The 26283-nt window shown below is 40.3% G+C and carries 21 protein-coding genes, 1 tRNA gene and 1 pseudogene; 16 read left to right on the top strand and 7 right to left on the bottom strand.

Annotation, left to right across the window (positions count from 1 at the left end; genetic code table 11):
- Positions 1 to 40 precede the first annotated feature (40 nt).
- The 8 genes from A0J48_RS15325 to A0J48_RS15290 all read left to right on the top strand — a co-directional run bounded on the left by A0J48_RS15325 (position 41) and on the right by A0J48_RS15290 (position 10894).
- Positions 41 to 1486: a hypothetical protein gene (locus A0J48_RS15325; RefSeq protein ID WP_200324441.1), complete on the top strand. Its 1446-nt coding sequence runs from the start codon at positions 41 to 43 to the stop codon at positions 1484 to 1486.
- 274 nt (positions 1487 to 1760) lie between these two features.
- Entirely contained in the window at positions 1761 to 2222 is a 462-nt protein-coding gene (gene rimP, locus A0J48_RS15320; RefSeq protein ID WP_200324438.1) for a ribosome maturation factor RimP, read from the top strand.
- Between the two features lie 120 nt (positions 2223 to 2342).
- The gene (gene nusA / locus A0J48_RS15315; protein WP_200324436.1) at positions 2343 to 3629 is read left to right on the top strand and encodes a transcription termination factor NusA; all 1287 of its coding nucleotides are present in this window, start codon (positions 2343 to 2345) and stop codon (positions 3627 to 3629) included.
- Between the two features lie 131 nt (positions 3630 to 3760).
- Positions 3761 to 4033, top strand: coding sequence for a YlxR family protein (locus A0J48_RS15310; protein ID WP_200324434.1), 273 nt, complete (start codon positions 3761 to 3763; stop codon positions 4031 to 4033).
- On the top strand, positions 4014 to 4283 hold the full coding sequence (locus A0J48_RS15305; protein WP_200324432.1) for a hypothetical protein: 270 nt from the start codon (positions 4014 to 4016) through the stop codon (positions 4281 to 4283). The genes A0J48_RS15310 and A0J48_RS15305 overlap by 20 nt, the downstream gene beginning before the upstream one ends.
- A 407-nt stretch (positions 4284 to 4690) precedes the next feature.
- Positions 4691 to 7792: a translation initiation factor IF-2 gene (gene infB, locus A0J48_RS15300; protein ID WP_200324430.1), complete on the top strand. Its 3102-nt coding sequence runs from the start codon at positions 4691 to 4693 to the stop codon at positions 7790 to 7792.
- A gap of 668 nt (positions 7793 to 8460) precedes the next feature.
- Positions 8461 to 8658 carry a hypothetical protein gene (locus tag A0J48_RS15295; RefSeq protein ID WP_200324428.1) on the top strand — a complete coding sequence of 66 codons (198 nt, stop codon included), beginning with the start codon at positions 8461 to 8463 and terminating at the stop codon, positions 8656 to 8658.
- Positions 8659 to 9229: 571 nt separating this feature from the next.
- A complete protein-coding gene (locus A0J48_RS15290; protein WP_200324426.1) occupies positions 9230 to 10894 on the top strand; it encodes a DUF1565 domain-containing protein in 1665 nt (554 codons plus the stop codon).
- A gap of 348 nt (positions 10895 to 11242) precedes the next feature.
- On the opposite strand, the gene A0J48_RS15285 is transcribed toward A0J48_RS15290, so the two are convergent.
- Entirely contained in the window at positions 11243 to 11512 is a 270-nt protein-coding gene (locus A0J48_RS15285; RefSeq protein WP_200324424.1) for a DUF3493 domain-containing protein, read from the bottom strand.
- Positions 11513 to 11547: 35 nt separating this feature from the next.
- Here A0J48_RS15285 and A0J48_RS15280 point away from each other — a divergent pair.
- Positions 11548 to 11619: transfer RNA gene (locus tag A0J48_RS15280), tRNA-Thr, on the top strand.
- A 479-nt stretch (positions 11620 to 12098) separates the two neighbouring features.
- Here the strand turns inward: A0J48_RS15280 and A0J48_RS15275 are convergent.
- Entirely contained in the window at positions 12099 to 13145 is a 1047-nt protein-coding gene (locus A0J48_RS15275) for a M42 family metallopeptidase (protein ID WP_200324422.1), read from the bottom strand.
- Between the two features lie 207 nt (positions 13146 to 13352).
- On the opposite strand from A0J48_RS15275, the gene A0J48_RS15270 reads away from it, so the two are divergent.
- Positions 13353 to 14129: a class II aldolase/adducin family protein gene (locus A0J48_RS15270; RefSeq protein WP_200324420.1), complete on the top strand. Its 777-nt coding sequence runs from the start codon at positions 13353 to 13355 to the stop codon at positions 14127 to 14129.
- 75 nt (positions 14130 to 14204) lie between these two features.
- Here A0J48_RS15270 and A0J48_RS15265 read toward each other — a convergent pair whose 3' ends face one another.
- Positions 14205 to 15581 carry an S-layer homology domain-containing protein gene (locus A0J48_RS15265; RefSeq protein WP_325078837.1) on the bottom strand — a complete coding sequence of 459 codons (1377 nt, stop codon included), beginning with the start codon at positions 15579 to 15581 and terminating at the stop codon, positions 14205 to 14207.
- 195 nt (positions 15582 to 15776) lie between these two features.
- Positions 15777 to 17288: a hypothetical protein gene (locus A0J48_RS15260; RefSeq protein WP_200324418.1), complete on the bottom strand. Its 1512-nt coding sequence runs from the start codon at positions 17286 to 17288 to the stop codon at positions 15777 to 15779.
- A gap of 314 nt (positions 17289 to 17602) precedes the next feature.
- On the opposite strand from A0J48_RS15260, the gene A0J48_RS15255 reads away from it, so the two are divergent.
- Positions 17603 to 18808, top strand: a complete 1206-nt coding sequence (locus tag A0J48_RS15255) for a histidine kinase (protein ID WP_200324416.1) — start codon at positions 17603 to 17605, stop codon at positions 18806 to 18808.
- 169 nt (positions 18809 to 18977) lie between these two features.
- Complete coding sequence (locus A0J48_RS15250) at positions 18978 to 19238, top strand: CRR7 family NDH-1 assembly protein (protein ID WP_200324414.1); 261 nt, start codon at positions 18978 to 18980, stop codon at positions 19236 to 19238.
- A gap of 72 nt (positions 19239 to 19310) precedes the next feature.
- On the opposite strand, the gene A0J48_RS15245 is transcribed toward A0J48_RS15250, so the two are convergent.
- On the bottom strand, positions 19311 to 19859 hold the full coding sequence (locus tag A0J48_RS15245; RefSeq protein ID WP_200324412.1) for a DUF2854 domain-containing protein: 549 nt from the start codon (positions 19857 to 19859) through the stop codon (positions 19311 to 19313).
- Between the two features lie 286 nt (positions 19860 to 20145).
- Here A0J48_RS15245 and A0J48_RS27035 point away from each other — a divergent pair.
- The 3 genes and pseudogenes from A0J48_RS27035 to A0J48_RS15235 form a co-directional block, all read left to right on the top strand.
- Positions 20146 to 20519, top strand: a pseudogene (locus A0J48_RS27035) (IS4 family transposase); the annotation flags it as partial.
- Between the two features lie 265 nt (positions 20520 to 20784).
- Positions 20785 to 21777 carry a phenylalanine--tRNA ligase subunit alpha gene (gene pheS, locus A0J48_RS15240; protein ID WP_200324410.1) on the top strand — a complete coding sequence of 331 codons (993 nt, stop codon included), beginning with the start codon at positions 20785 to 20787 and terminating at the stop codon, positions 21775 to 21777.
- A gap of 71 nt (positions 21778 to 21848) precedes the next feature.
- Entirely contained in the window at positions 21849 to 22577 is a 729-nt protein-coding gene (locus A0J48_RS15235; protein ID WP_200324408.1) for a hypothetical protein, read from the top strand.
- A 2-nt stretch (positions 22578 to 22579) separates the two neighbouring features.
- Here the strand turns inward: A0J48_RS15235 and A0J48_RS15230 are convergent, their stop codons facing one another.
- Positions 22580 to 24028, bottom strand: a complete 1449-nt coding sequence (locus A0J48_RS15230; RefSeq protein WP_200324406.1) for a RecQ family ATP-dependent DNA helicase — start codon at positions 24026 to 24028, stop codon at positions 22580 to 22582.
- A gap of 228 nt (positions 24029 to 24256) precedes the next feature.
- Between A0J48_RS15230 and A0J48_RS15225 the strand changes: the two genes are divergently transcribed.
- Entirely contained in the window at positions 24257 to 24775 is a 519-nt protein-coding gene (locus A0J48_RS15225; RefSeq protein WP_200324404.1) for a dihydrofolate reductase family protein, read from the top strand.
- A 38-nt stretch (positions 24776 to 24813) separates the two neighbouring features.
- Here the strand turns inward: A0J48_RS15225 and A0J48_RS15220 are convergent, their stop codons facing one another.
- Positions 24814 to 26262 carry a Ni/Fe hydrogenase subunit alpha gene (locus A0J48_RS15220; RefSeq protein ID WP_200324403.1) on the bottom strand — a complete coding sequence of 483 codons (1449 nt, stop codon included), beginning with the start codon at positions 26260 to 26262 and terminating at the stop codon, positions 24814 to 24816.
- Between the last annotated feature and the right edge of the window lie 21 nt (positions 26263 to 26283).

Raw genomic sequence — 26283 nt, 5'->3', positions numbered from 1 at the left:
ATACGAAAAGAGCGTTATTTTGTATAATTCGTAACCAATAATGATTAAATTCAAATCCCGCAAACACCCCAACCTATGGTTTGAAAAGTTAATGGCCATGATTGCCACCGTTAACTTAGGTCTAATTTTGTTTGATTTAAGTTACGTACCTTGGCGGGATTTCTACTTCCGCAGATTTCCTCAAATTACCCAAATTTATGATCCGATTAAAGGTATTGAACCCCATAGAGACACAAAAAATTATCTGGAAACAGTAGATGCTTTAGAAATACAAGTCAGTCAAACAGGGTTAAATTCGCCCCAGGTAAAAACCAAGTTAGCAGAAGTCAGTCGTCTTAGCACCGAAATCATTGATACAAATCCCTTTGCAGGTGCCAGTAAGAGTGGATCTCTGGAAAAAATCAAAAACCGGATGCGAGAACACATCGGTCAAAAATCTGCAAAAAGCGCCTTTGATACTTTTTGGAGTCAAGCATATTTATCTCAGCGCGGTTGGATTCAAGAAATTAATTTTTTCAACCAACAGATCCGTCCAGCAATTGCTGTGAACTATTACCGAAAAATCGGTGAAAATGGGGAATTTCTGGATAATTTTTGGCTAATTGATTTACCATTTGTAGTTATATTTGGCTTAGAATTACTAGGACGCATTTTTTACATCAAACGTAAAAATCCCCATTTAAGCTGGTTAGAAGCAATTTTGTGGCGTTGGTATGACTTATTGTTAATCATTCCTTTTTGGCGTTGGTTGAGAGCTTTACCAGTATTAGTACGTTTAGATAAATCTAAATTAATCAGTTTACATTTAATAAGAAGACAAATTCATCAGGGTATAATAGCCAATTTTGCCGAAGAAATTACAGAGATTGTGGTAGTACGGGTAATTAACCAAATGCAGGGTTCAATCCAACGTGGTGAGCTAACCAAGTGGCTACTACAGCCAAAAAAAGAGCGTGCATATATAGATATTAACAATATAAACGAAGTGGAAGCGATCACAGGGCTGTTAGTACAAACCATTGTTAATCAAGTCCTACCCAAAATCCAGCCAGAAATCAATGCCATTTTACGCCACAGTATTGATACAGCTTTCCAACAAGTTCCTGTTTATCGCAACCTGCTGATATTTCCAGGTGTGGGACAAGTACAAACCCAACTCAGTGAACAACTAGCCAATCAAATTACTACTAATCTATATATTGCCTTGGTTAGTGCCATTAAAGATCCTGTTGCGGCAAAACTTTCTAATCAGTTAATGGAAAAATTTACGACAGTTTTAGGTGCAGAAATTCAGGAAAAACACGTAATTTTAGAAATTCAGAGCTTACTCAATGACTTTCTAGAGGAAGTCAAAATTAACTATGTTCAAAGACTCTCTCAGGAAGACATTGACCAAATTATTGAACAAACTCGGCAAATGCGATCGCCAGCATCTGTACCAACAGTAGTTAACAGAGGTACTTTCCCAGAAATCCGAGATAGGTGACAGGTGACAGAAAGAAAGCAGGGGAGGTAGGGGAGGTAGGGGAGGCAGGGGACAGGGGAGAAAAGAGTTGTTTAATTTTGACATTTGACATTTGACATTTGACATTTGACTTGATCTTGCCCAATGCCCAATGATCAATAACTAATGACTAACGAAAAAAATACGCTACACTCATGTTAGGGGCGAACCAATGACGGTTCGTCACAAGACTTCTTGGAAGATATCCCTATCGCAGGAAGTGGGTAGAAGCCCACTTTTTTTATTGAATTCTCGCATGACTCATCCTTTAGTACCACAAATTATTGACTTAGCGACACCAGTAGCAAACGAACTGGGATTGGAAGTTGTTGGCATAGTTTTTCATACTAACCAGCGTCCGCCAGTTTTGCGGGTAGATATCCGTAATCCCCAACAGGATACTGGTCTTGATGATTGTGAACGGATGAGCCGTGCTTTAGAAGCCTCCTTAGATGCGGCGGAGATAATTCCAGATGCTTATGTATTGGAAGTATCCAGTCCTGGGATTGGACGACAACTAATCACTGACAGGGAATTTATTTCCTTTAAAGGATTTCCTGTAGTTATCTCCACTTCTGAACCCCACGACGGACAACAAGAGTGGACTGGTCAGTTGATTCGCCGGGATGAAACAACTATTTTCTTAAATCAGAAAGGTCGTGTAGTTGAAATTCCCAGATCCCTAGTTACCAGGGTGCAGCTGGATGAGCGCCGCTAACCAATTTTAGATTTTAGATTTTAGATTTTGGATTGGGGTTTTAGAACAGCATCTAAAATTCCCAATTGAGAATCTCAAATTATAGCGGTTGCTGACATACAAGTTAAGGAGATTATGCTTATGTCAATGGTTACTTTACCTGGATTAAAAGAATTAATTGAAAGTATTAGCCGCGAGCGAAATTTACCTCGTTTGGCAGTGCAATCATCTATTAGAGAAGCATTACTTAAAGGATACGAACGTTATCGTCGCGCCCAAAATTTAGAACGCAAACAATTTGATGAAGATTATTTTGATAATTTTGAAGTAGAACTGGATATTGACGGAGAAGGTTTTCGAGTTCTTTCTACTAAAACCATAGTTGAACAAGTTAGTAACTCAGATCATCAAATTTCTTTGGAAGAAGTGCAACAAGTCGCACCAGAAGCCCAATCAGGTGATTCTGTGGTACTAGATGTCACTCCAGATCAAGGCGAATTTGGGCGGATGGCCGCCATGCAAACCAAACAGGTATTAGCGCAAAAATTGCGGGATCAACAGCGCCAAATGGTGCAAGAAGAATTCCAAGATTTAGAAAGCACTGTTTTACAAGCTAGAGTTTTAAGATTTGAAAGACAATCCGTAATATTGGCCGTCAGCAGTGGATTTGGTCAACCAGAAGTAGAAGCTGAATTACCCAAACGAGAGCAGTTACCTAACGATAATTATCGGGCGAATGCCACCTTTAAGGTATATCTGAAAAAAGTTTCCCAAGGTCAGCAACGGGGTCCACAATTACTAGTATCCCGTGCCGATGCTGGATTAGTAGTTTATTTATTCGCCAACGAAGTTCCAGAAATTGAAGATGAAGTTGTACGAATAGTCGCAGTAGCAAGAGAAGCTAATCCCCCTTCCCGTTACGTAGGCCCAAGGACTAAAATAGCAGTAGATACCCTTGATCGTGACGTAGACCCAGTTGGGGCTTGTATTGGTGCTAGGGGATCGAGAATTCAGGTAGTAGTTAATGAGTTACGGGGTGAAAAGATAGATGTAATTCGCTGGTCCCCCGATCCAGCAACTTATATCGCTAATGCCCTCAGTCCAGCAAGAGTGGATGAAGTGCGCTTAATGGATCCCGAATCCAGGCAAACCCACGTACTAGTAGCTGAAGATCAACTGAGTTTAGCTATCGGTAAAGAAGGACAAAATGTGCGATTAGCTGCTCGACTGACCGGTTGGAAAATTGATATTAAAGATAAAGCTAAATATGACGAAGCAGCAGAAGATGCTAAATTTGCTGCTGTACGCGCACAATATCAACCGGAAGATGAAGAAAATGAGATGGAGGAACTAGAGGATGAAAATCAAGAAGAATTAGAATTGGAGAGTGATGATTTTGATTCTAGTGAAGAAGATAATTTTCCCTAGGCTTTGTCTATTCACTATCAGCCGTTAAATGTACACTAAAAAACTTATGGCAGTCAAAATTAGCAAAAACCTCACAAAAACTACAATTTTTAGTTGACTACAAACTGCTGACCTAACTGAGAAAAAACCCGATGAAACCGAATTATCGGCGTTGTATTAGTTGTCGCCGAGTAGGACTAAAAGAAGAGTTTTGGCGGATTGTCCGCGTCTTTCCATCTGGGAAGGTACAATTAGAGCAGGGCATGGGGCGTTCTGCCTATATTTGTCCCCAAGCTGACTGCTTACAAGCAGCACAGAAAAAAAATAAATTAGGGCGATCGCTGCATGGGACAGTGCCTGAAACACTGTATCAAACATTGTGGCAACGCCTAACCGCAAGCAATAGTGCCAAAAATCAAATTTGATGATAAAAATTCCCAGACGGTAATTGCTAGAAAAATTGTGATGAAAGCCAAACAATTGGCACTCTCATCACAACCTCTGGTATCGTTGGTGGAAGATGCAGTTGCCAAAAATCTAGCTTTTAATATCATCATAAAAGAAATTCCTGATGTCTTAGACCAAGGAATAAAGGGTTGGCCGTTTAACCCTGTGGTGGTTGACTCACTACGAAGGACTAGACTTTCAAACTTGAATAGGTTTGAGTGGGTTTAGTTGAGCGGTTAGTGCCAAAATAGTAAATGGGTGTAGAAAGCAAGTGGCTCTCCCAAATTTAAAGAGGGACTCTCAAGCAATACTCCCAAAAAGTTTTACTCGATTGTGTTGTGGAAGACTCAGAATCAGCAAAACAAAAAACTCAAGCATGGCAACCTGGTAGCGCTCAAGCGCAGTGCGGCGTCAAGGCTAACCACAAAAATTTTTTAAATCAAAAATTTTTATGGCAGCCCGTCAACCATCATCTTGGATGGGGATGCCAGTATTAAACCGAAACATCTCTCTTTCCTAATTGGAGGCACCGGCAACATCACCAAGGGCAACCTAAAAAACAGTGATCAAAGGATGGAGATGTCGCAAACCAGGCAACCATCCGCTAAAACTGTAAATTAAAGGGGAAAGAGTGGATGAACAACGGAAAAGTTAGAATCTACGAATTATCAAAGGAATTGAATTTGGATAACAAAGAGCTATTAGCAATTTGCGACCAGCTCAACATCGCGGTCAAAAGTCATAGCAGCACGATCTCAGAATCTGATGCTGAACAAATTCGTACAGCGGCGGAAAAACTCGCAGCTACGAGTGTCACGTCCAAAAAGGAATTAGGTACAAATAACCATAAACCAAATTCACCTCAAACTGGCGGACGTAACCGACCTGCTACACCTCACAAACAGCAAATTTTGGAAATTCGCAAACCCAAAATATTGAGAAACACTACCTCACGCCCTGATAGCGATTCAGTTGCTACCAATAACCAAGTTGCTTCTTCTTCTGAAGTCAATTCTCCCTCTCCACCACGGCCTTTCGCTACACCAGTCTCACCCATGAAGCCGACGGCACCCACTCGACCTGTACCCCGGAATCAATCGGAGACCCCGCAAAAACCTAAGATTGCGGAATTGGATAAGACCACTAATCCTAATCCAACATCCGAAAAAACAGCAGCGGAAAAACCAGAAAAAGTAGTTTCTCCCAGGCCAAAACCGGAAAAAACTCCCAAACCACAACTGGTCGGTCCACCCACAAGACCTGTAGAGGAAACAGAGGCTGTAACTGAACAGCCATCTCAGGCAGGAAAACCTATCCTCAAACGCGAACGCATAAAGCGTGCCGAAGAAGAACGCGAACAAGGCAAACCAAAAGTAGGCAAACCAACTACAGATCAAAAGGCGCGTTCAACTCCATCGCCGGTGAAACCGGAACAAAGAGGGAGTAGACCATCAGCACCTGGAACATCAACGGATATACAACGACCTAGACCTGCGCGTCATGGTGAACCTCCCGCTGCTCCCGTTGCTACTCCACCAAGACAGATAGCAGGAGTGGGAGCGAAAAAAGAGGGATTGGATGAAACACCAATCACACCTGATCTCCTCGACTTAAAACGCCCAACACCGCCTCGAGCAAACAAAGGTGGGAAAAAATGGCAGGAAGAGGAAATCATTGACGAAATTAAAGAAAAGGCAAAAGTTGGCCCTAAAGGCAAACGAACCAAGCCTATCCTTGATGATGATTTTGAAGAAGACGACTTACTGGATGAAGAGGGGTTAGAAATTCCAGCTACTGTCCAAGTTAGCCTTTCTATCGCTCGTCCTCCCAAACCCAAGTCCACCAAACCACTACAGCAGCCTAATTTAGCTGCCGCTGCACCCACTACTAAAAATAAGAGGTCTGGTTCATACCGTGACCAAAACCGCCGCCAGCAAGAAGTAGAAGTCAAACGTGAGCGACCAGAAAAACTGATCGTCACAGGACCATTGACAGTACAAGAGTTGGCTGAGGGCTTGGTTATTGCCGACACAGAGATTGTCAAAATCCTGTTTATGAAAGGCATGGCGGTCAGTATCACCCAAAACCTGGATATTCCCACCATTACCCTAGTAGCCAAAGAGTTAGAAGTAGAAGTAGAAACGGCAGAACCAGAAGCAGAAGCCCGCAAAGTCACAGAAATGATCGACATTGCGGATCTGGAACATCTGATTCGTCGTCCACCAGTAGTGACGATTATGGGTCACGTAGACCACGGTAAAACCACTCTACTCGACTCAATTCGCAAAACCAAAGTGGCTGCTGGCGAAGCCGGCGGTATTACCCAACACATCGGTGCATACCATGTGGATGTAGAACATGAAGGCAAGCAACAACAGATAGTCTTCCTGGATACACCCGGTCACGAAGCTTTCACAGCTATGCGGGCTAGGGGAGCGCGGGTGACAGATATTGCGATTTTGGTAGTTGCTGCGGATGATGGTGTCCGTCCCCAAACCGTAGAAGCTATCAGCCATGCTCAAGCTGCTGGCGTGCCAATTGTTGTCGCTATTAACAAGATTGACAAAGAAGGCGCACAACCAGAGCGTGTTAAACAAGAACTGACCAATTACGGCTTGACCGCAGAAGATTGGGGCGGTGAGACGATCATGGTTCCTGTGAGTGCCATCAAGGGCGAAAACCTGGATACACTCCTAGAAATGGTTCTTCTGGTGGCAGAGGTAGCAGAACTCTCCGCTAACCCAGATCGTGTTGCTAAGGGAACAGTCATTGAAGCTCACCTAGATAAAGCCAAAGGTGCAGTTGCTACCTTGCTGATTCAAAACGGTACTCTCCATGTTGGAGATATGCTGGTAGCTGGCTCGGCATTTGGTAAAGTCCGGGCAATGGTCGATGACAGAGGTAAGCGTGTAGAAATCGCTAGTCCTTCCTTTGCTGTTGAGGTACTGGGTTTAAGCGATGTACCCGCAGCAGGTGACGAGTTTGAGGTCTTCGAGAACGAGAAAGAAGCAAGATCGATCGCTGCTGACCGGGCAGATAAACAACGTCAATCTCGCTTGTTACAAGGACGAGTTACTCTCACTACCCTCTCGGCTCAAGCACAAGAAGGGGAACTAAAAGAACTCAACCTGATCCTCAAAGGAGACGTTCAAGGTTCTGTAGAAGCTATTATTGGTTCTCTCAAACAGATCCCCCAAAACGAAGTGCAAATTCGGATGTTGTTGGCTACTGCTGGCGAAATCACAGAAACAGATATCGACTTGGCTGCGGCTAGTAACGCCGTCATCATTGGTTTTAACACCACCTATGCCAGTGGTGCTAGACAAGCTGCTGATGAAGCAGGTGTAGACGTGCGGGAATACAACATCATCTACAAACTCCTAGAAGATATCCAAGGAGCTTTGGAAGGTCTGCTAGAACCAGAGTTAGTGGAAGAACCTTTGGGACAAACAGAAGTACGTGCTGTCTTCCCAGTAGGTCGTGGTGCTGTTGCTGGTTGTTATGTCCAATCAGGCAAACTAGTTCGTAACTGCAAACTGCGTGTACGTCGCAATAGTAAAGTCATCTATGAAGGCGTTCTTGATTCCCTCAAACGGATGAAAGAAGATGTCCGCGAAGTCAATGCTGGTTATGAATGCGGTATTGGTATTGATAAGTTCCATGACTGGGCTGAAGGTGACATCATCGAATCCTACCAGATGGTAACTAAACGTCGTACTCTTACCCTAACCAAGTAGTGTTAAGCAGAGAGTGCTGAGTTAATTGATGAATGTTGGGTTGAGATAATTTTTTAGTTCAACATTCAAACCTCAAATCTCAGCACTCATAACTTTGAAGCAACTATGTGGATGACCGAGTGCTGATTAATAATTACCGAGTACCTTGACATACTCCCCGCCCTAAAAGTGCAGAGATTTTGGGTACAAACAACAGTTGCAGTTTCATACCGTCTTACACTATCTCGCCCAACAGACAATGCCCTGCTTGTTTCCACTATTTTATCAGCAAGCCATCTCCGGACGGGGAATCTCAAACCCATTTTTTCGTTAAAGCCTTGGGGCTATGGCTGCGATTAGAGCGATAACAGGGCGTTTAGCCAGTACCGAGTACCGAATCCTAACCGCTGTTATAAGTTGTTCTGATAGATTTACTTGAGTATATCTCTAGGTTTAGTGATCAATCACACAGAATTGGTTGCTACATAAACGTTATCTTTAGACAAGATTAAGTAAGATTTCGGAAATTTAAGGGTAGGAGTGGATTTCAACCTCCTTCATTGGCAAGATTAGAGATTTGGCTGGTTTGGTTTATGTCTGAATCCCTTGGGTATGACACCAATCATCATCCAGAATCCAAAATCTAAAACTGTTTGACTCTGAAATTTAAAAATGAGGAATGAGGAACTATGGCTAAAATTTCAGCTGCTTGCACAGGCCAACTTTCTCGTGATGCTAATATTTGGCACAACCTTAAGTATGCTATTTCTGCTAGTTCCGGTTTTCAACGCTGGCAACTAGAGTGTAATACTCAATTACAGGGGCTGCGCCTAGAACAACAAGTCCAAAAGTATTTGCGAGAAACTTTAGAAACCTTAGCTTATTGAGTTGTTAATAATTGGCGGAGTGCATGGGAAAAGACTTACTAGAGCTTTATCGCCCAAATTCCTGAACAAATGCCTGAATAACCATAAAATTACCATTTTTTCATCTAAATACGGTTCAATTAACCCCACAAGCTAAACATTGTGGCTCAAGTTAACTGAACCGTATTGTTTTTTTAATAAAAATTTCCGCTGAACAAGTATTAATGATCGAGTATAGTTTGGCATGGATTTTCAATACTGGTGACAGGGAACAGGTGACAGGTGACAGAAGTAAAAGCCTTTTGGTATCTAAGAGAAGTCGAAAGGCTGACTCCTGAATTCTGACGTTTTCAATGAAGACTGAAGCATAGTCAATACTACTCGCTTAAGGTTACAGAACGTTGAGCGTGTCAGCCGGGTAGAGGAATGTAGACGGGTAGTATCTTCCCATAGGGCTAGTAACATTACCAAATATTTTGTTGGATTTTTTTGTTACTCAACCCAACCTACATTTTTTGAGTCGAACAGTATTGAATTAAACGCTGTCTCCTGCAATGGTATTACAAGTAACATCATCAAGTACAGTACAAAAATGAAATATAGGGGTTTTCACATCTCTACTTTATCCTTCAGAAGTAGTCTCACCGCCTTGTTAGTTTTTACTGGTGCGTATGTGCTATTTCCTGGTGAGGTTAAGGCTCTTACTCAGCCGATTTTAATGGCTCAAATCCCAGCCAGTGCAACAGTGATTTATGTTAATCCTGTAATTGGCAAAGACAATAATAGTTATGGTGCAACAGCAGAAGCGCCTTACAAAACCATCAGCTTTGCTCTTTCTCAGGCTCGATCAAGTACAGTTATTAAACTTGCTCCTGGTAGCTATACCAAAGACACTGGGGAAACTTTCCCCTTACTCCTCAAACCAGGAGTCATACTTCTAGGTGATGAATCTCTCAAAGGTCAAGGAACAGTGATCATTGGTGGTGGTTATTACACCAGTCGGACTTTTGCTAGACAGGATATTACCATTCTGGCAGAGAATAACAGCACTGTAAGTGGTGTCACTGTTACTAATCCCAATCAACGGGGTACGGCTGTATGGGTAGAATCAACAAATCCCATCATCCAAAACAATACTTTTACTAACAGTGTTAGAGATGGTATTTTCATTACAGGAACAGGCAATCCCAAAATTGAAAATAACGTTTTTGTGAAAAACACTGGGAATGGGATTTCTGTCACTAAATCTGCTCAAGGTGAGATTAGAAATAACTCGTTTCAGGATACGGGTTTTGGTTTAGCAATTGGTGGTAGTTCTACACCTTTGCTAGAAGGTAACCAAATTGTTCAAAACCAAGATGGTCTATTTATCTCCGAATCTGCTAGACCTGTTTTGCGTAAGAATGTCATTCAAAACAATAAGCGTGATGGTATTATTGCCACTATTGACGCTTTACCCAATCTTGGGACTAATGAAAATCCTGGTGGTAATCTGATTCGCAATAATACTCGTTACGATTTGAACAATGCTACTAAAACTAACAGGATTGTAGCTATTGGTAATGATATTGATCAAAAGCGAATTTTTGGTGCTGTAGATTTTGTGGCTGCAACTGTTAATCCTCCTGCTGGAGGTGGTGGTACAAGTTCTGGAGGTGGTAGTGCAGGTGCTACAGCTTTTCAGGATGTGCCTACAGGTTATTGGGCTAAAGCCTACATTGAAGCGTTAGCTTCCCAAAATATTATTGCAGGTTTCCCTGATGGCACTTTTAAACCGAATGATCCTGTAACTCGCGCTCAATTTGCTACGATTATCACCAAAGCTTTAGCACCTGCTCCTAAACGGACTGCGATTCAGTTTAAGGATGTGCCAACTAATTTCTGGGCTTATGGAGCAGTACAATCAGCTTATCAAAGTCAATTTGTGGCTGGTTATCCTGATGGTACTTTTAAACCACAGCAACAAATTCCTAGAGTTCAGGCTTTGGTTGCTTTAGCGAATGGTTTGAGTTTTACTGCTAACAGTAACAATGTTCTCAGTTTTTATACTGATGCTGCTCAGATTCCTAATTATGCAATGGGATCTGTTGCTGCGGCCACTGTCAGGCAATTAGTTGTTAACTATCCCTCAGTAAAACTGCTAGACCCCAACCGAGAGGCTACTAGAGCCGATATTGCGGCTTTTGTTTATCAAGCACTTGTGAATATTGGACGCGCTCAACCAATACCTTCTCCTTATTTGGTGACAGCGCAGTAGTTAGTAGTCAGTTATGAAGGGGGTGTAGGGGGTAGGGTGTGGGGTGTAGGGAATCCCAAATAAAATCAGGGTTTTCCAGCAAGGACGCTGAATTTTTCGCACTACGCGCCTCAAAATAGATATTTTTTCTGTTTCCATACTTAAAAGTAGGGACTTGTACCTCAACTTCGGGGCTTTTTCTTCCCCACACCCGACACCCCAGACCTCGCCCCGAAGGGGCTGGTCAGTTGCGAAGAACTCTGTAGACTTTATACGGGTGGAGGATGTATGACACTGAATCCTAAAACAACTGACCACTGATATCAATCATCCAAAATCCAAAATGGTAGAAGTGAGAATTTTTAGCTGCTAAGACCGTTTTTGCCGTTTTTGTTCCCATCGGTAAAGAAATACCATCAGGGCAACTATTCCCGCTTGTAGGGCAAAGTTAGGTAAGGCACTGTCAATATTCCTACCAGCAAGTATTTGAAAGAAAAATACAAATGCGCCGATAAAACCAGAAGCACCTACACCTACATAGATAAATTGGCGTAAACCCCGATAAGGGGCTGCTATTTCTGCTTTCAGGTGGGCATACTGCTTGGGGTTGAGGCGATTTTTGGGATTTGGGTCTACCATTTTCTAAATAGATGCTATACTTTTAAATCGTGTATGCCGATGTGGCTCAGTGGTAGAGCAACTGATTCGTAATCAGTAGGTCGTGGGTTCAAATCCCATCATCGGCTTTAGTTATGTGTGTTATTTAACAATACCAGTTAGGTGTCTACCTTGATGATAGGAGAATTAGTTGCATTATTTGTTACTGAGTTTGATTTGGGGAAATTGGCAGCTATCGTAATATTGGCTGTCTGTTGGGATCAACCTTAATATTACCCGTGAAACTCTGAAAAGGCTGAAGGAAAAATAACCGGAGTGGTTTATTTTCGGTCAAGTAAAGCAATTGATGTTGTTGTCAGCACAGGATCATGCGCTTTCTTTGGTATAATTTTATCGGGAAAGGGTGATGTTTGAAGACCAAAGGATTATTCACATGAGCATTATATTAAGTAGTCATGCAAAATAAATTTCATATTTAAGAGAGAGAACTCTTAACAGAGAATAGGGAAAAGGTAAGGAGTACGGAGCTTTGGTTTTTAAATTACTATGTGCAATTAATTTTGCTTAGATACTTATATTTGTGGAAATTAATTGGTCAAGTATTCATTTAATTTTGCCATTGAAATTCGCAGAATTCTTTTAGCACTTTAACGCAATTTAATATTGCTCCTAAGTGGGCAATTTCATAACCATGAGTGTTTTGCGTGGGAAAAGCTAAACAAGCTGCACGCGCTACATGGCCGAATTTCATAGCAATGGAAGCATCACTACCAAAACCGCTTAAAGTTGCCAATTGCAAACTTAAATCTAATTTTTTAGCACATTGGCGTAATTCTCCATTCAAATTTTCATCATAAATTCCATAGCCATCTTGAACTAGAAGAACCGGTTTTTCTCCATCTTCAATAGGATATTCACTAGAAAGAGGACAAATTTCTAAAGCGACGAGGGCATCTAATTTTTGATTTTGCGTGAAAAATAATGCCCCAATTGCCCCGACTTCTTCCTTAGCAGAAGCAACTAAATAAACATCAACAATTGGCTGTTTTAAGGTTGCAGCTAAAGATAGGAGAATGGCGACAGAAGCTTTATTATCTAAAGTGTAACTGGCGATATGGTCATTTAATCTAATTGGCCGCTTGCGATGCTTACCCACAACCATTCTTGTTCCTGGTCGAATTCCCGCAGCTTCCAGTTCAGCAGTAGTGCGTTTAGTTTCTATCCAGGCATTTTCCCATTTGACAGGGGTGTCTTCTTGCTGAACTTTTTGAGGTGATTCATGGGAAACATGGCGAGAACCAAAGCTGAGAATACCGCTAATAGTTTCATTATCTCCTAGTAAATCAACAACTCCCTCACCATAAACCCAAGGAAAAGCACCACCTAATTTGCGAACTTCCACTTTACCAGCGTCACCGATACTTTTGACAATTGCCCCAATTTCATCTTTGTGGGCGGTGATAGCGATGGCTCGGTCTGGATTTTTGCCGGGGATTTTGGCTATAATATTATCGGCGCGATCGCACCATACCTCCACTCCCAACGCTGTAAATCGCTCTAACAAAAACTCGTTAATTTCTGTTTCTACACCACTAGGTGAATGGTGCATGACTAATTCTTCTATAATCTCAAATAACTGTTCGTAATCCCACATCGGATTTTAGATTTTAGATTTATGTTTTTTCAGTACAATTGATATCTTAAGTTATATATAGCCATTCCCATTCAAGTGAGGTACAAGCAGTAATAATTGAACGCGGATGGACGCAGATAAACGCAGATAACTTTGTACTTCCTTAGACTGGAAAACGCTATATACACTTACCACAGATACCCGGATTTCATTAAACATCCGAATTATATGCAAGTTATATCCAAACCAACACAAAATCTACCCCAACTACCAACCTTTGCTTCCATTGAAGAAGAAAGACTACATAGAAAACAGCGTTTAGCAGCAGCATTTAGGCTATTTTCTCGATATGGATTTGATGAAGGTATTGCTGGACACATCACTGCCCGCGACCCAGAAAACCCAGAACACTTTTGGGTGAACCCCTTTGGTGTCCATTTTGGGTTGATTAAAGTTAGCGACCTGATATTAGTTAACCAAGATGGTGAAGTCATTTATGGCGACAGGCTAGTAAACAAGGCAGCTTTCGCCATTCATTCCCAAGTCCACGCCGCCCGTCCTGACGTAGTAGCTGCTGCCCATGCCCATTCTATCTACGGTAAAACTTGGTCTACTTTAGGTCGTCTTTTAGACCCTCTCACCCAAGACGCTTGTGCTTTCTATCAAGACCATAGCCTATTTACGGATTATACAGGGGTTGTACTTGACCCTAAAGAAGGCCAGCGCATTGCCCAAACCCTCGGACAGCATAAAGCCATTATCCTGCAAAATCATGGACTACTGACAGTTGGCCACTCAGTTGATGAAGCAGCTTGGTGGTTTATCACAATGGAACGTTCTTGTCAAGCCCAATTAATGGCAGAAGCTGCTGGCAAACCCCATTTAATCAAACCAGAATCTGCCAGTGTAGCCTATAGCCAAGTAGGTTCTCATGAATTGGGTTGGTTTAGCTTTCAACCGTTGTATGAAATGATTGTGCATCAAGAACCGGATTTAATCGAATAATTCGTAATTCGTAATTCGTAAATTATTTATTTTCTCCCCTGCTCCTCTGCTCCCCCGCTCCCATGCTCCCCTCCTTTAACTTTTCAATTTCAAAGCCTCAGTTGCTGACATTCCCTCACTTTGAATACCGAAATAAGACAAAGCAGCACCAGCTTCAGCACGAGTTACAGCTTTTTTGGGTTGAAATAAAGTTGTATACCCAAACACCCGGCGAATATTTGATTGTTCAGCACTTTGAAAATCAGCCAATATTGCTCTTAGTGCTTTAGGATCAATTTTTTCTGTATCTTGGAAACCCCAGGTTTGTCTGACGGCTTCTAAGTTAGCCGCAGGTAAAGCTTGACGAATATCTAAAGGAACTTTCCACAACAGCAACTGTTCCCGTGTGAGAGGTGCATCAGGACGGAATAAAACTGCTGTTGCATCTCCAGACAAAGAACTGGCAATTAATCCCGCTTCTGCTAATCCTTGAATTGCGGGAAAATCAGGATCTTGCGGTAAAACATCTCTAAAAGCCGGTTGAGTGCTTGCTGATGCCAAACGAATTTGTTTAGCAGGATTATTAGCATACATGGCATTATTAGCAGCAACTAGCCAACGAGCGTATTCTCTGCGGGTAATGATTTTATCGGGTTTAAATTGGTGATTTTGAGAATTAGAAATAGTTTTATTTTCGTCTTTTTCTAGGGACAAAACCCCCAATGTTGCCAAATCTTGAATCTGTTTTCTCCATTCTGGTGGTACTTGATTTAAATCGCTAAATTCTTGAGGTTCAGATGTAGTGACGGGGCTAACTGGCTGTTTAACTACATTTGTGTTTGGTGCTACAGGTCCAATAAAATTTGGATCACCTGCTTGGGGAACTTCATTAGAATTAGGATTTAAATTAGGTTGATTAGTTGTTGGTTGATTACTAGCAATTTTAGTGGGTAAGTATTCAATTAATAATTCAGTTGCTGTTTGGGGTTGATTTGGTGACGCATTAGTAACTGATTTTGGTTGAATAGTTACTTTTAACAACAAATTATTTTTTTGGACTTCAAAAATACCTTGTGTATCATCTTGTGGTTTTTGTAAAATTTTCCAGTTTTGATTTTGAAACTGACTACTGTAAAAATTGGCAATAACATTGCTAGGGTCAGAACTTTGCCAGCGAGTTAAGACTTTTTGTTCTGAATTGTTTGAATTATTAACAGGTTGAACTTCCTGTAATGTGGCATTAGGATATATAGGAATATCTTGAGGAAAGTCAGTAGGTAACTGAACTTTAGATGCAGTTGCTATTTCCTGATTCTTAGCTTGACTAAAAACTGTAGGGTTATTTTGCAATAGGGGATCTGCTGCTAAAGACTGTTCCAAATTTTTGGACGCAGAACCATTAGCACAGGCTGTCAAGGAAGAGAGTAAAACAGCCATACTCAGAAAGATAGCTGGACGGTTAGAAGACGGCACAGGAAATTACAAATCAAGTTTCCTTTTCTACCCTAGCATTTTAGTTATCAGGGGACAGGGAACAGGGAACAGGAAGCAGGGGAAGCAGGGGAAGCAGGGGGAGAAAAATTAATTCTTTATTCTGAACTCCTGAACTCCTGAACTCCTGGAACTCCTGAACTCCTGAACTCCTGAACGGGCGGGGAAACCCCGCCCCTACTGTACATATTTTTCTATATCTTCTATTTGCGGTGCTGGTAACTGGTTAAGAACTCGCCACAGAATGGTGTAGCTGCCATCTGCACGGCGACGCACGGCGCGGAAGGCGATAATTGTATCACTACTGGGTATTTGTCCTAATTGCTGCCTAATACGGCTATTTTGTGGGGAAATAGGTTGAGGATTTAAGATGATTTCTGGCAGTTGGAATTGGAGCGATCGCACTAAATAAGTATGATTTAATGAGGCTTTGGCACTTGCCAATAAAATTTGATTTTGCGACCAGTTCTGGTCTTTGCCAGTTAAAAACCGCTGTCTGTCTATTTGTAAGGCTTTTAACTGTTTAGGAGGTTGATAGTTACGGAAAAAATCTCCCGTGGGTGCAGAAACAGCTTGTAGCCTGTCATCCAACTTTTCCAAGGGTATATCACCCAAATCGATCATGAAGCCATAATTGGCTCCTGCATGGACTAAATGGAAGTTATCACCAATCATTTTCAATGCTAAACTGGGGATAAAATTTCCTTTAACTTCACCAACAGTAGGAAAAGGATAACGCTCACTAACACTGGGTAGTAATCTATTCTGGAGAGTATTTGGCTGATGACGGTAGACTAAATCAGGTAAGACTCGAAAGATGCCCGTGTTAGGCAATGTTAAAAATTGAGCGTAGGTTTGTTTTTCTTGGGGATCAATGTCGTAAGTAAACCGGTCTAATATCGCTGCATCTTCTTGAGGATTGATAAATTTAGTATTTTGGGGAAATGCTGCTTGGGCTGCTTTCAATCTTTGATTTGCAGTTTTGAGAGTTGAAATAGCTTCTTCGGGTATACCAATGGCTGGTTGGATAGGTGGTACATAGTTGGCTATGGCTGTTTTGCTAGTAATACCAACTACTGGTACTGCTGAGGAAGTGATATCTGGTTCTCTACTTGCAAAAGGTGTAGCTAGTTTACCAAGATCAGGACGCTGCACGGTTGCAATGGAAAGTACCGGATCTGACTTTCGTTGGACAGAAACTAAGGGTAGTGGTCTAACCAAGGCTAACTCACCTCGTCGAGACAACAGCCGGTCTATAACTGGGGATAACTTCCATAATTCCTGGCTATAAGCGTACAAATAGCAGTAAATTTGAGATTGGGAATCAGTTAACTGCACAGCCAAAGAAGACTGTTGAGAAACCTCTCCTTTTGCAGTACACAAAGTTTGGAAATTTGGGTACTGACGTTTGAGAAAACTTTCTACAGAATAGGTGTTAATAGTTAATTGCCCCCGAACAGCTCTCATTTTGTTGGGGTCTGGGCTATTCAGTGCTTGTTCAAGTCTAGCAATTAAATAAATCTGCTGCTGTACTATCCTCGCGGCTGCGGTATAAAATTTTTCAGTATCTTGTGCGGAAGTCAAACTTTGACTTAGTGCAAATGGATACTTGTATTCCATAGCTGAGGTGTAGCTAGGAGTGGAAATCATGGAAAAAGATAGCAAAAGTCCCAACCAGATTTTTTTCATGTCAAAAATGCCGATCAGATAGGAGGATGAAAAATCTAAAATAGATATTAAATTGGAATAAAACAACCATCATCAACCATCGTCAGTCTATTCTACTTTCTGTAAAGAGGGTAACGGGGGATGCTGTCACCTCTGTTGTAGATTGAAGAAACTACAGCAGCTATCAGCAGTATTGAATTTAATATCTTTTTATATTGATGGTTTTGGGGTTGTTTTTTTCCTGACTCAACTCTTACCAACTTTACACCCCAAACTCGGTACTCGGTACTTGGTACTCGGTACTGTTTCTTGAAAGCGTCGCCAGGTTGTTACCAGTGTTGAAACACGATTACATGAAAGTTTCCCAGGATCAGCCGATCTATTCTGAAGAACCACTCCAGCTGTTGTTGTTTGTCGATGGACGACCCAAGTCCCGTCAACAGGTACAGCGAATTCGTGCTTATTTAAAAGAATTAGAGGCTGAGTATAGTTTTGAACTTCAAATTATTGATGTTGGGCAACAACCATATTTGGCGGAACATTTTAAATTAATAGCTACGCCTGCTTTAGTCAAAATTCACCCAGAACCCCAGCAAACTCTAGCTGGCAGTAATATCATAGCCGAATTGAAAAACTGGTGGCCTCGATGGCAAACGGCTGTAGACGCTTTTTTAAAGTTACAAGAAGATTTACAGGAACATATAGATGAGGATGAAGGAAGAAAATTTCCTCAGTCTACAATTCGTTCTGTCGCTGTTTCTGCGGAGTTAATTAGGCTTTCGGATGAAATTTTTCACTTAAAGCAAGAAAAAGAAAAACTTCAAGAACAGCTACAGTTTAAAGATCGGGTGATGGCAATGTTAGCACATGACCTCCGCAATCCTTTGACAGCTGCGGCTATAGCTATAGAAACTTTACAATCTAACTACAATCCAGACAAGGGAGAATTTCAGCGTCTCAAACCAGCTATGGCAGCCCATTTATTAAAACAAGCCCGGAGTCAAATGCGAATTATTGATCGGATGATCGCTGATTTGTTGCAAGTGGGTCGTGGTAACGATAGGGAGTTTCCAATTGTGCCACAAAAGCTGGAATTAGGTAAACTGAGTATGGAAGTTTTGGAGGAATTGCGCGATCGCTACATTGCTAAATCTCAAAAAATAGAAACAGATATTCCTAGTGATTTACCCCGTGTTTATGCAGATCCAGAACGCATTCGCCAAGTATTGGTAAATCTTTTGGACAATGCTATTAAATATACTCCTGATAGTGGCATTATTACTTTAGCGGGATTGCACCGTACTACTCAAAAAGTTCAGTTTAGTATTGGCGATAGTGGCCCTGGTATTCCTCAAGAAAACCGTGATCGCATCTTTGAAAATCATTTCCGTCTACAACGAGATGAAGGAACGGATGGTTATGGAATTGGTTTAGCTTTATGCCAACGTATTATCAGAGCGCATTATGGTCAAATTTGGGTAGACTCAGCCCCTCATGGTGGGGCATGGTTTCATTTTACTTTACCAGTTTATCCTTCGTAATTCGTAATAGTGCCTCCGGCTCCCGTAAGGGATACGTAATTCGTAATTCGTAATAGTGCCTCCGGCTCCCGTAAGGGATACGTAATTCGTAATTATACCCCTTACCTTTTGATTGCTGAATACTTACACACAAATTCAATCAACTTTTAATTAATAACCAGATTCAAAAATGCCAAATCCATTAATGTATCAACAGGATAACTTCGTTGTTCTAGAAACAAATCAACCAGAACAATTTTTGACAGTATCAGAGTTATTAGAAAAGTTAGAAGAGGTTTTAAAACAAATACCATTTGATGACTTGCCCCCTGATGTGCAAAAATTTAAACTAGTATCAGAGCAAGCACAATATTTAGTTGATACGAGTTGTGACCTGGATATAGGTCCAGGAAAATATTTACAGTGGTATGCAGTACGGTTGGAAAAGTGAGAAATTGGGCATTGGGCATTGGGAAAAATAATTACTAATTACCCATGAACAATTACCCATGAACAAAAAGTATTATTGACTAATAGTAATTAACTCCAATTCAATTCTATCTGCATGAGGTTGTGTAATTTTTACATCAACATTAGGAGCAAAGTATTTTGTCATTTTTTCCTGTTTTTGTAACCACATATCCAGAGGAATTTCAGGCGAATCAAATTCTAAAATTAAGGCATAAGCACCGTTAACTTCTGTTTCTCTTAACCCAGTGACTATTGGTCTTTCTTCATCGCTAGGACTCAAACCTAGATAAGCCAGCGCCCGATCTAAATGTGCTTCTTGACCATAGCAAAAGCGTGTGATGTCTTTGCGGATTTTGTTTTGAGTTACCGTAGCTTGTTGTTTCCTTAGCTCTAAAATTGATGGTGTGGTGGTTTGACTAAAGGGTATGGGTTTTAGTTCATTGGCTTTGAGTGCTAGACCTCCCAAGAAAAGAGGAAAGCCATAGAAAAATCCCACGAGATTGAGAGTAGCATTCTCCGCAGCATAGGAGACAAAGCCGACTATAATTAATATGCCACCGACAGTTAAACCGAGTGTTCCCAAAGAAATCTTGCCTAGCATGATATGAGGTGAGTATAATTTCTTAACATCTTAATACCAATTCAAAATTTAAAATTTAAAATTTAAAATTTAAAAAGCCAGATTTCATCAGGTGGTATTTGCAGTGAGCAAAAATAGTGGTAAACTCAATCTAGACAAGTAATTGAGCGATTGAGACTATCCATACTCCGCGTCAGCTATGTATTAACTCAGAAATTTTTGTTGATGTTACATCTGAGCCGTTAAACCTACTCATATTCTTATGATAGTTTCTTATTTAATCAGCTATGAGTAGATTTAGATAGATATTGTGATTCAGTTACTAGCCCTGTTGTGGAGAGACGTAGCCAGAGTCAGAGAACTGACAATAATGTTAGCTAGAGATGGTTTTCGGTGGTTTAATCACACAAAAGTTAGTCAATAAGCTATATAACAACGATTTTTGACATTTCCATCGGAATTATTTGAAAAAGTATTTAAAGGGCAGCTTGGCACAGTAGAAATAAACGTCCACTACCAGAAAGTATTCAATTTACATGATTAAAATTCGAGAAAATGTGGATAGTAGACGGCTCAACATGAGAAGCATTATTTCGTAAATTACAAAGTTTAGAAGAAGCTGATTATGGACAATTAGCAGGAAAGATGAGTACAGTCATTGATTTAATGACCAGATTACCGCGAAGTTTTCCAGAAATTCAACTTAGGCGATCGCTTACAGGCTGTTATCATCTCCCAAATTTTCCCACTAGAAAATTTCTTAGGTGAGGATGCCAGTAGTAGTAAGAGCAGTAAAACTTCTGTTCAAAATGCTGATTGCGTCCAGAAAAGTTCTAGACTGAAAAATGGTGTAGTTTTATGAATGCCATATAATCAGGGTCATTTGCCCTGTAGTCCGGTGTTTGGGACTAATGACTAATGACCAATGACTCAGAACTAATAACTAATGACTAGCAATTTAGAGGCTCAACTTTTAGCACTGCGGCAAGAAGGAGAAGCAGCGATCGCATCTGCTGATACCCTAGAACGCCTGGAAGAACTGCGAGTTAACTATTTGGGCAAAAAAGGGCAATTAGGGGCGCTGTTACGCAGTATGGGACAAATGAGTGCAGAGGAACGTCCCAAAATTGGCGCGATCGCTAACACTGTTAAAGAAGCTTTACAAAATAGTCTTGACCAGCAACGCGCCGCTTTAGAATCTGCTCAAATTCAGGCACAGCTAGAGGCTGAAACTTTAGATGTGACAATGCCCGGTATTTATCGTCCCCAAGGTCGCATTCATCCCCTCAACGGTATCATTGACCAGGCGCTGGATATCTTTGTTGGTATGGGTTACACTGTCGCCCAAGGGTCAGAGATGGAAACAGATTACTACAATTTTGAGGCTCTTAATACTCCTCAAGACCATCCAGCCCGTGATATGCAGGATACTTTCTACTTACCAGATGGTAATTTGCTGCGGACTCACACCTCATCGGTGCAAATTCGCTACATGGAAAAGGAAGAACCACCGTTTAGAATTGTTGCTCCTGGTCGAGTTTATCGAAGAGATGATGTAGACGCTACTCACTCGGCAGTTTTCCATCAAATTGAACTGTTAGCAGTTGATGAGGGATTAACTTTTACAGACCTCAAAGGCACTGTGAAGGTATTTTTACAAGCGATGTTTGGTGATTTACCCATTCGTTTCCGCGCTAGTTATTTCCCTTTTACTGAACCTTCTGCTGAGGTAGATTTGCAATGGAATGGCCGCTGGTTAGAGGTAATGGGTTGCGGTATGGTTGACCCCAATGTCTTGAAATCTGTGGGTTATGATCCTGAAATTTATAGTGGGTTTGCTGCGGGTTTTGGTGTAGAAAGGTTTGCGATGGTGTTACATCAAATTGATGATATTCGCCGTTTGTATAATAGCGATTTGCGCTTTTTAAGGCAGTTTTAATGTAGGGGCGGGGTTTCCCCGTCCTTGATAATTGTTGAAAATTAACCAAGGATTTCAGATCAGAATAAATCATGAAAGAACTTACTTGGCAAGACGTTTTACAGGCGCAGCAACAAGATTTTATTCAAAGGTTAAAGTACAGCTTAAATAAACCAGAATATGATAATCTCACTCTTAGTTGTTTCGATTATCACCCTGTTTACTGTGAAAAATCCTACCCTAGCGAACGAATTATAATTTCAAGATTTCTGGAACAAGAGATTGACAAATTTTGTTGTGAGTTACTTAAAAAATATAATCAAGGATTTACCGTGGATGATTATATGAACCACAAGATAGGCAAAATTGGAGAAGAAGCAGTCAATATCTATTTAGACAAACTAATTACAGGTGTAGATTATAAAATTCATTCTGGTGGAGATGGTGGAATAGATTTTATGCTCAAAAATAATAAAAATATTGGTATACAAGTAAAAACCAAAAGCTTAAATCGAATAACCTCAATAAACCCTATAATTGAAAATCATTTAGATTATATAAATATGGATTTATATGAAACTCAAATTGATAGATTTGATGAAATTAAGTGGACTATCAAACAAGATGAAATCAAGAAAAATAAAGTTCTTGTTTGTGTATTGTTAATGAATCATATAGTAGTAGACAATATACAAGGTTCATACGATTGTATAATCACAGGTTTTAAACCCACAGCAGAAATAAAAGATTCAGGTGATTTAAAAATGCAAGACTTACTTTACAGTGGGGGAATGCGTCCCTTTTTAGAATCTTTTAGTTAAAATTACTGCTGTTTACAATTATCACAATGTCCACAACGCCAATTTTCAGCTTCTTTCCCAAAACCAAAAGCAGTTAACAAAAATTGCCAACGACATTTTTTCGTATACAAATATTCACTCATTTGTTTAGCAGCTTGTAACTGCATTTGTGGCTGTTTTCCCGACTTTGCAGAAATCCCATAATGAAAAGGATCAAGCCATTGCAATTGTCCGCTACTATGAAGTAAAGAAAGCGCCGTTGCACCATCGGGAAATTGTTTCATTACAGCAGTTACTTCTCCCTGTTGCGGTAACTTTTTCGCCAACAGTTGGGCTTTTTGTTGTTGCTTCAACATTTGTTCAGTAAAAAACTGCTGTCTTTGTTTATCTTCAGGATCTAAAAATCCTGTCGGTTCACTGATTAAAGTTAAGGCTTCCGCTGGTTTTCCATCTCTTCCCGCACGTCCAATTTCTTGCACATATTCAGATAATAAATGTGGTGCATGAAAATGAATCACCCACCTGACATTACTCTTATTAATCCCCATTCCAAATGCACAAGTACAAACAACAAAGGGCATTTTTCCAGTTAACCAACTTGCTTCTACTGCCCTTCTTTCTGTTGCACCTAATCCTGCATGATAACTAGCAGTATTATAACCCTTTTCTGTTAACCAGGTTGCTAATTCTTCACTATCTTTGCGAGTTCTGACATAAATCAAACCTGCTTGATTTTGATGCTTTTGAATAAATTTTAATAATTGTTGTTTTCTGCCTCTTGGTGTCCAAACAATTTTCACATTAAGATGTAAATTATTCCGGTAAGGATTGAGTTTATAATTATCAGGTGTTTGTAATTGTAAAACATCAGCAATTATCTGTTGTGCCGCAGGGTCAGCAGTTGCTGTAAAAGCTGCTATACTAATTTTTGTTCCCGGTGGTTTTGTTTTTAATAACGCTGGACGAACTGCACCTAATCTGCGATAAGCTGGACGAAAAGTATCACCCCACTGCACTAAACAATGTGCTTCATCCAGAATAATGCCATTAATTTGTAATTGGGGATGAGATAATCTTTCCCAAACTGGAGAACTGAATAAAGTTTCCGGTGATAAATATAATAATCTTAATTGCTGTTTTTCTAAAGCTTGCAATGTTGCACGACGTTGGGAGGAAGGTAATTCACTATGTAAAAGTGCAGCTTTTTGATTTCGCTGTTTTAGTTCTTCCACTTGGTTTTCCATCAATGCAACCAAAGGAGAAACTACTAAAGTTAATCCTGTTTTTAATAGTGCGGGAAGTTGAAAACAAATGGACTTTCCCCCACCTGTGGGCATAATAATTAATGCGTCTTTTTGTGATAATAAACTTTTGACAATTTCTCCCTGTGGTGGTCGGAAATCGTCATAACCCCAGATTTGTTTTAAGGACGTGCGGACTTCATTGAATAAAGTGTTGCTGGAAATATTCATATATAATTTCAACTTATAGCAGGTGACAGGTGACAGAGTGAAAAGATTTTTACTGTCTAAGTTTTATCATCTGTTCATGTCCTAAGATGCTTACTAAACCTAGGTCTGATAGACGGTGATATTCATTAATAGTAAAGCATTTAGCAGTAGCGGAAGTCATACAATTATGCAGTATAATTTAGTTGCTATTCTACCATTGAATTATCTCAAAAAATTTTCCTGAGAAACATGAGAAAAATACGCTTATTTATTGCTTCTAGTCTGGACGGATATATTGCTAGTAAGTCAGGTGATGTAGATTGGTTATTTACTGACCATGATTATGGTTATTCTGAGTTTTTTAATAGCATAGACACATTAATTATGGGTAGTAAGACCTATCACCAAATTCTTGGTTTTGGTGAATATCCCTATCCAGGTAAAAAAGCATTTGTTGTTTCCAAGACGCGACATGGAGGACAAGATGATCATGTCCAATTTGTGGGAGAAAATTTAGAAAGTTTTATCAAAAATTTACGGTCATCTAGTGGTGGTGATATTTGGTTAGTGGGAGGTTCACAGGTAATTGAATATTTTTTGGAATATGGTTTTTTAGATGAAATTATTCTGGCTATTCATCCCATTATTTTAGGTGAGGGTATTCCTTTATTTGTCAATAATCCTAGCATTCATAAAACACTAAATCTAAGAAATGTAAAAACTTACGATTCTGGATTATTGCAAGTTTATTATCAAATTGACAATTGATAATTGATAATTGATAATTGTCAATCGTCAATTGATAATTAATCCCGGCAAATTTGATTAACTACAGTTCCATCTTTTGCTACTAATTCAATTAGTAAAGGCATTTGTCCGGCTGCATGAGTTGAACAACTTAAACAAGGGTCAAAAGCACGGATACCAGCTTCAACACGGTTTAACATTCCCTCTTTAATTTCTGTACCTTGGATAAAATGACGGGCAATTTGGGCAACTGTGCGATTCATTGCTAAGTTATTTTGACCTGTAGCAATAATGAGGTTAACTTTTTGCATCAAACCATTTTCATCAACTTGATAATGATGGAATAAAGTTCCTCTAGGTGCTTCACTCACACCAACTGCTTCTAATTGATTAATACCAGCTTCTGCACGCAGACGAGTTGATAAAATATCTGGGTCATCAAGTAAAATTTCGATGTGTTCAATAGAGGCTAAAATTTCAATTAATCGCGCATAGTGATAGAAAAATGATGATTGAACAGTGCCTTTACCATAACTGCGAAATTCTTTTAATTCTTTGTCAGCTAAAGTTGTACCAATACTGCTACAAATATTTAATCTGGCTAGGGGTCCAACGCGATACATTCCACTATCTAAACGACAATGATCGCTAGTATCAGGATAGCCTAAAGGACGATAGTAAGGTGATTTTAAGTAAGAGTCTGGTTGTACTGCTTCACCGATAAATTCATGATAATTAGCAGCATCTAATTTATCAGCAACAATGTTACCTGCACTATCAACAAACCGAATATGTCCATCGTAGGTTTCCCATAAACCTTCAGATGTAACTAAACCCATAAATAAACTAGGAAAATTACCAAAAGTTTGCGCTTCTTTTTCGTAATTTTTTAACAAACCTTTAAATAGGTTTATGGCATTAATGACCGTGGCTTTAGCTTCAGGAATTCGTTGTTGAATATGGGTACGATTTTCTGAAGTTAAAGGGTCACTTACCCCACCAGGAACAGCCCAGGAAGGATGAATTTTTTTCCCTCCTAATAATTCAATGATTTCTTGTCCAAATTGACGCAGACGAATTCCGCCTCTGGCTAATTCTGGGTCTGCGGCTATTAAACCAAATACGTTGCGGTTAGCTGGTTCGCTATCCATTCCTAACAATAAATCTGGGGCGCTAAGATGGAAGAAACTTAAAGCATGGGATTGAATAATTTGCCCCAAATTCATTAACCGACGTAATTTTGTAGCAGCTTTGGGGATAGTTACAGCTAGTATTTTGTCGCCTGTTTTGGCTGATGCTAATAAATGACTGACTGGACAAATACCACAAATTCTGGCAGTAATTCCTGGCATTTCTGGAAAAGGACGACCTACACAGAACTTTTCAAAACCCCGAAATTCTGTGACATGAAAACGCGCATCATTCACTTGACCATCATCATCTAAATAGATGCTTATTTTCGCGTGTCCTTCAATTCTGGTAACGGGATCAATAACGATTTTTTTCATAATAAATTGGGGACTGGGGAC

Source organism: Sphaerospermopsis aphanizomenoides BCCUSP55 (assembly GCF_001586785.1).
In the GTDB taxonomy this organism is placed as follows: Bacteria; Cyanobacteriota; Cyanobacteriia; order Cyanobacteriales; family Nostocaceae; genus Sphaerospermopsis_A; species Sphaerospermopsis_A aphanizomenoides_A.
This window is presented reverse-complemented; position numbering and strand designations above follow the sequence as displayed.

What these genes read in the sequence shown, in the direction of transcription:
- A0J48_RS15325 (WP_200324441.1), top strand. Translation starts at nt 41, where the DNA reads ATGATTAAATTCAAATCCCGCAAACACCCCAACCTATGGTTTGAAAAG.
- rimP (WP_200324438.1), top strand. Translation starts at nt 1,761, where the DNA reads ATGACTCATCCTTTAGTACCACAAATTATTGACTTAGCGACACCAGTA.
- nusA (WP_200324436.1), top strand. Translation starts at nt 2,343, where the DNA reads ATGTCAATGGTTACTTTACCTGGATTAAAAGAATTAATTGAAAGTATT.
- A0J48_RS15310 (WP_200324434.1), top strand. Translation starts at nt 3,761, where the DNA reads ATGAAACCGAATTATCGGCGTTGTATTAGTTGTCGCCGAGTAGGACTA.
- infB (WP_200324430.1), top strand. Translation starts at nt 4,691, where the DNA reads ATGAACAACGGAAAAGTTAGAATCTACGAATTATCAAAGGAATTGAAT.
- A0J48_RS15295 (WP_200324428.1), top strand. Translation starts at nt 8,461, where the DNA reads ATGGCTAAAATTTCAGCTGCTTGCACAGGCCAACTTTCTCGTGATGCT.
- A0J48_RS15290 (WP_200324426.1), top strand. Translation starts at nt 9,230, where the DNA reads ATGAAATATAGGGGTTTTCACATCTCTACTTTATCCTTCAGAAGTAGT.
- A0J48_RS15285 (WP_200324424.1), bottom strand. Translation starts at nt 11,512, where the DNA reads ATGGTAGACCCAAATCCCAAAAATCGCCTCAACCCCAAGCAGTATGCC.
- A0J48_RS15275 (WP_200324422.1), bottom strand. Translation starts at nt 13,145, where the DNA reads ATGTGGGATTACGAACAGTTATTTGAGATTATAGAAGAATTAGTCATG.
- A0J48_RS15270 (WP_200324420.1), top strand. Translation starts at nt 13,353, where the DNA reads ATGCAAGTTATATCCAAACCAACACAAAATCTACCCCAACTACCAACC.
- A0J48_RS15260 (WP_200324418.1), bottom strand. Translation starts at nt 17,288, where the DNA reads ATGAAAAAAATCTGGTTGGGACTTTTGCTATCTTTTTCCATGATTTCC.
- A0J48_RS15250 (WP_200324414.1), top strand. Translation starts at nt 18,978, where the DNA reads ATGCCAAATCCATTAATGTATCAACAGGATAACTTCGTTGTTCTAGAA.
- A0J48_RS15245 (WP_200324412.1), bottom strand. Translation starts at nt 19,859, where the DNA reads ATGCTAGGCAAGATTTCTTTGGGAACACTCGGTTTAACTGTCGGTGGC.
- pheS (WP_200324410.1), top strand. Translation starts at nt 20,785, where the DNA reads ATGACTAGCAATTTAGAGGCTCAACTTTTAGCACTGCGGCAAGAAGGA.
- A0J48_RS15235 (WP_200324408.1), top strand. Translation starts at nt 21,849, where the DNA reads ATGAAAGAACTTACTTGGCAAGACGTTTTACAGGCGCAGCAACAAGAT.
- A0J48_RS15230 (WP_200324406.1), bottom strand. Translation starts at nt 24,028, where the DNA reads ATGAATATTTCCAGCAACACTTTATTCAATGAAGTCCGCACGTCCTTA.
- A0J48_RS15225 (WP_200324404.1), top strand. Translation starts at nt 24,257, where the DNA reads ATGAGAAAAATACGCTTATTTATTGCTTCTAGTCTGGACGGATATATT.
- A0J48_RS15220 (WP_200324403.1), bottom strand. Translation starts at nt 26,262, where the DNA reads ATGAAAAAAATCGTTATTGATCCCGTTACCAGAATTGAAGGACACGCG.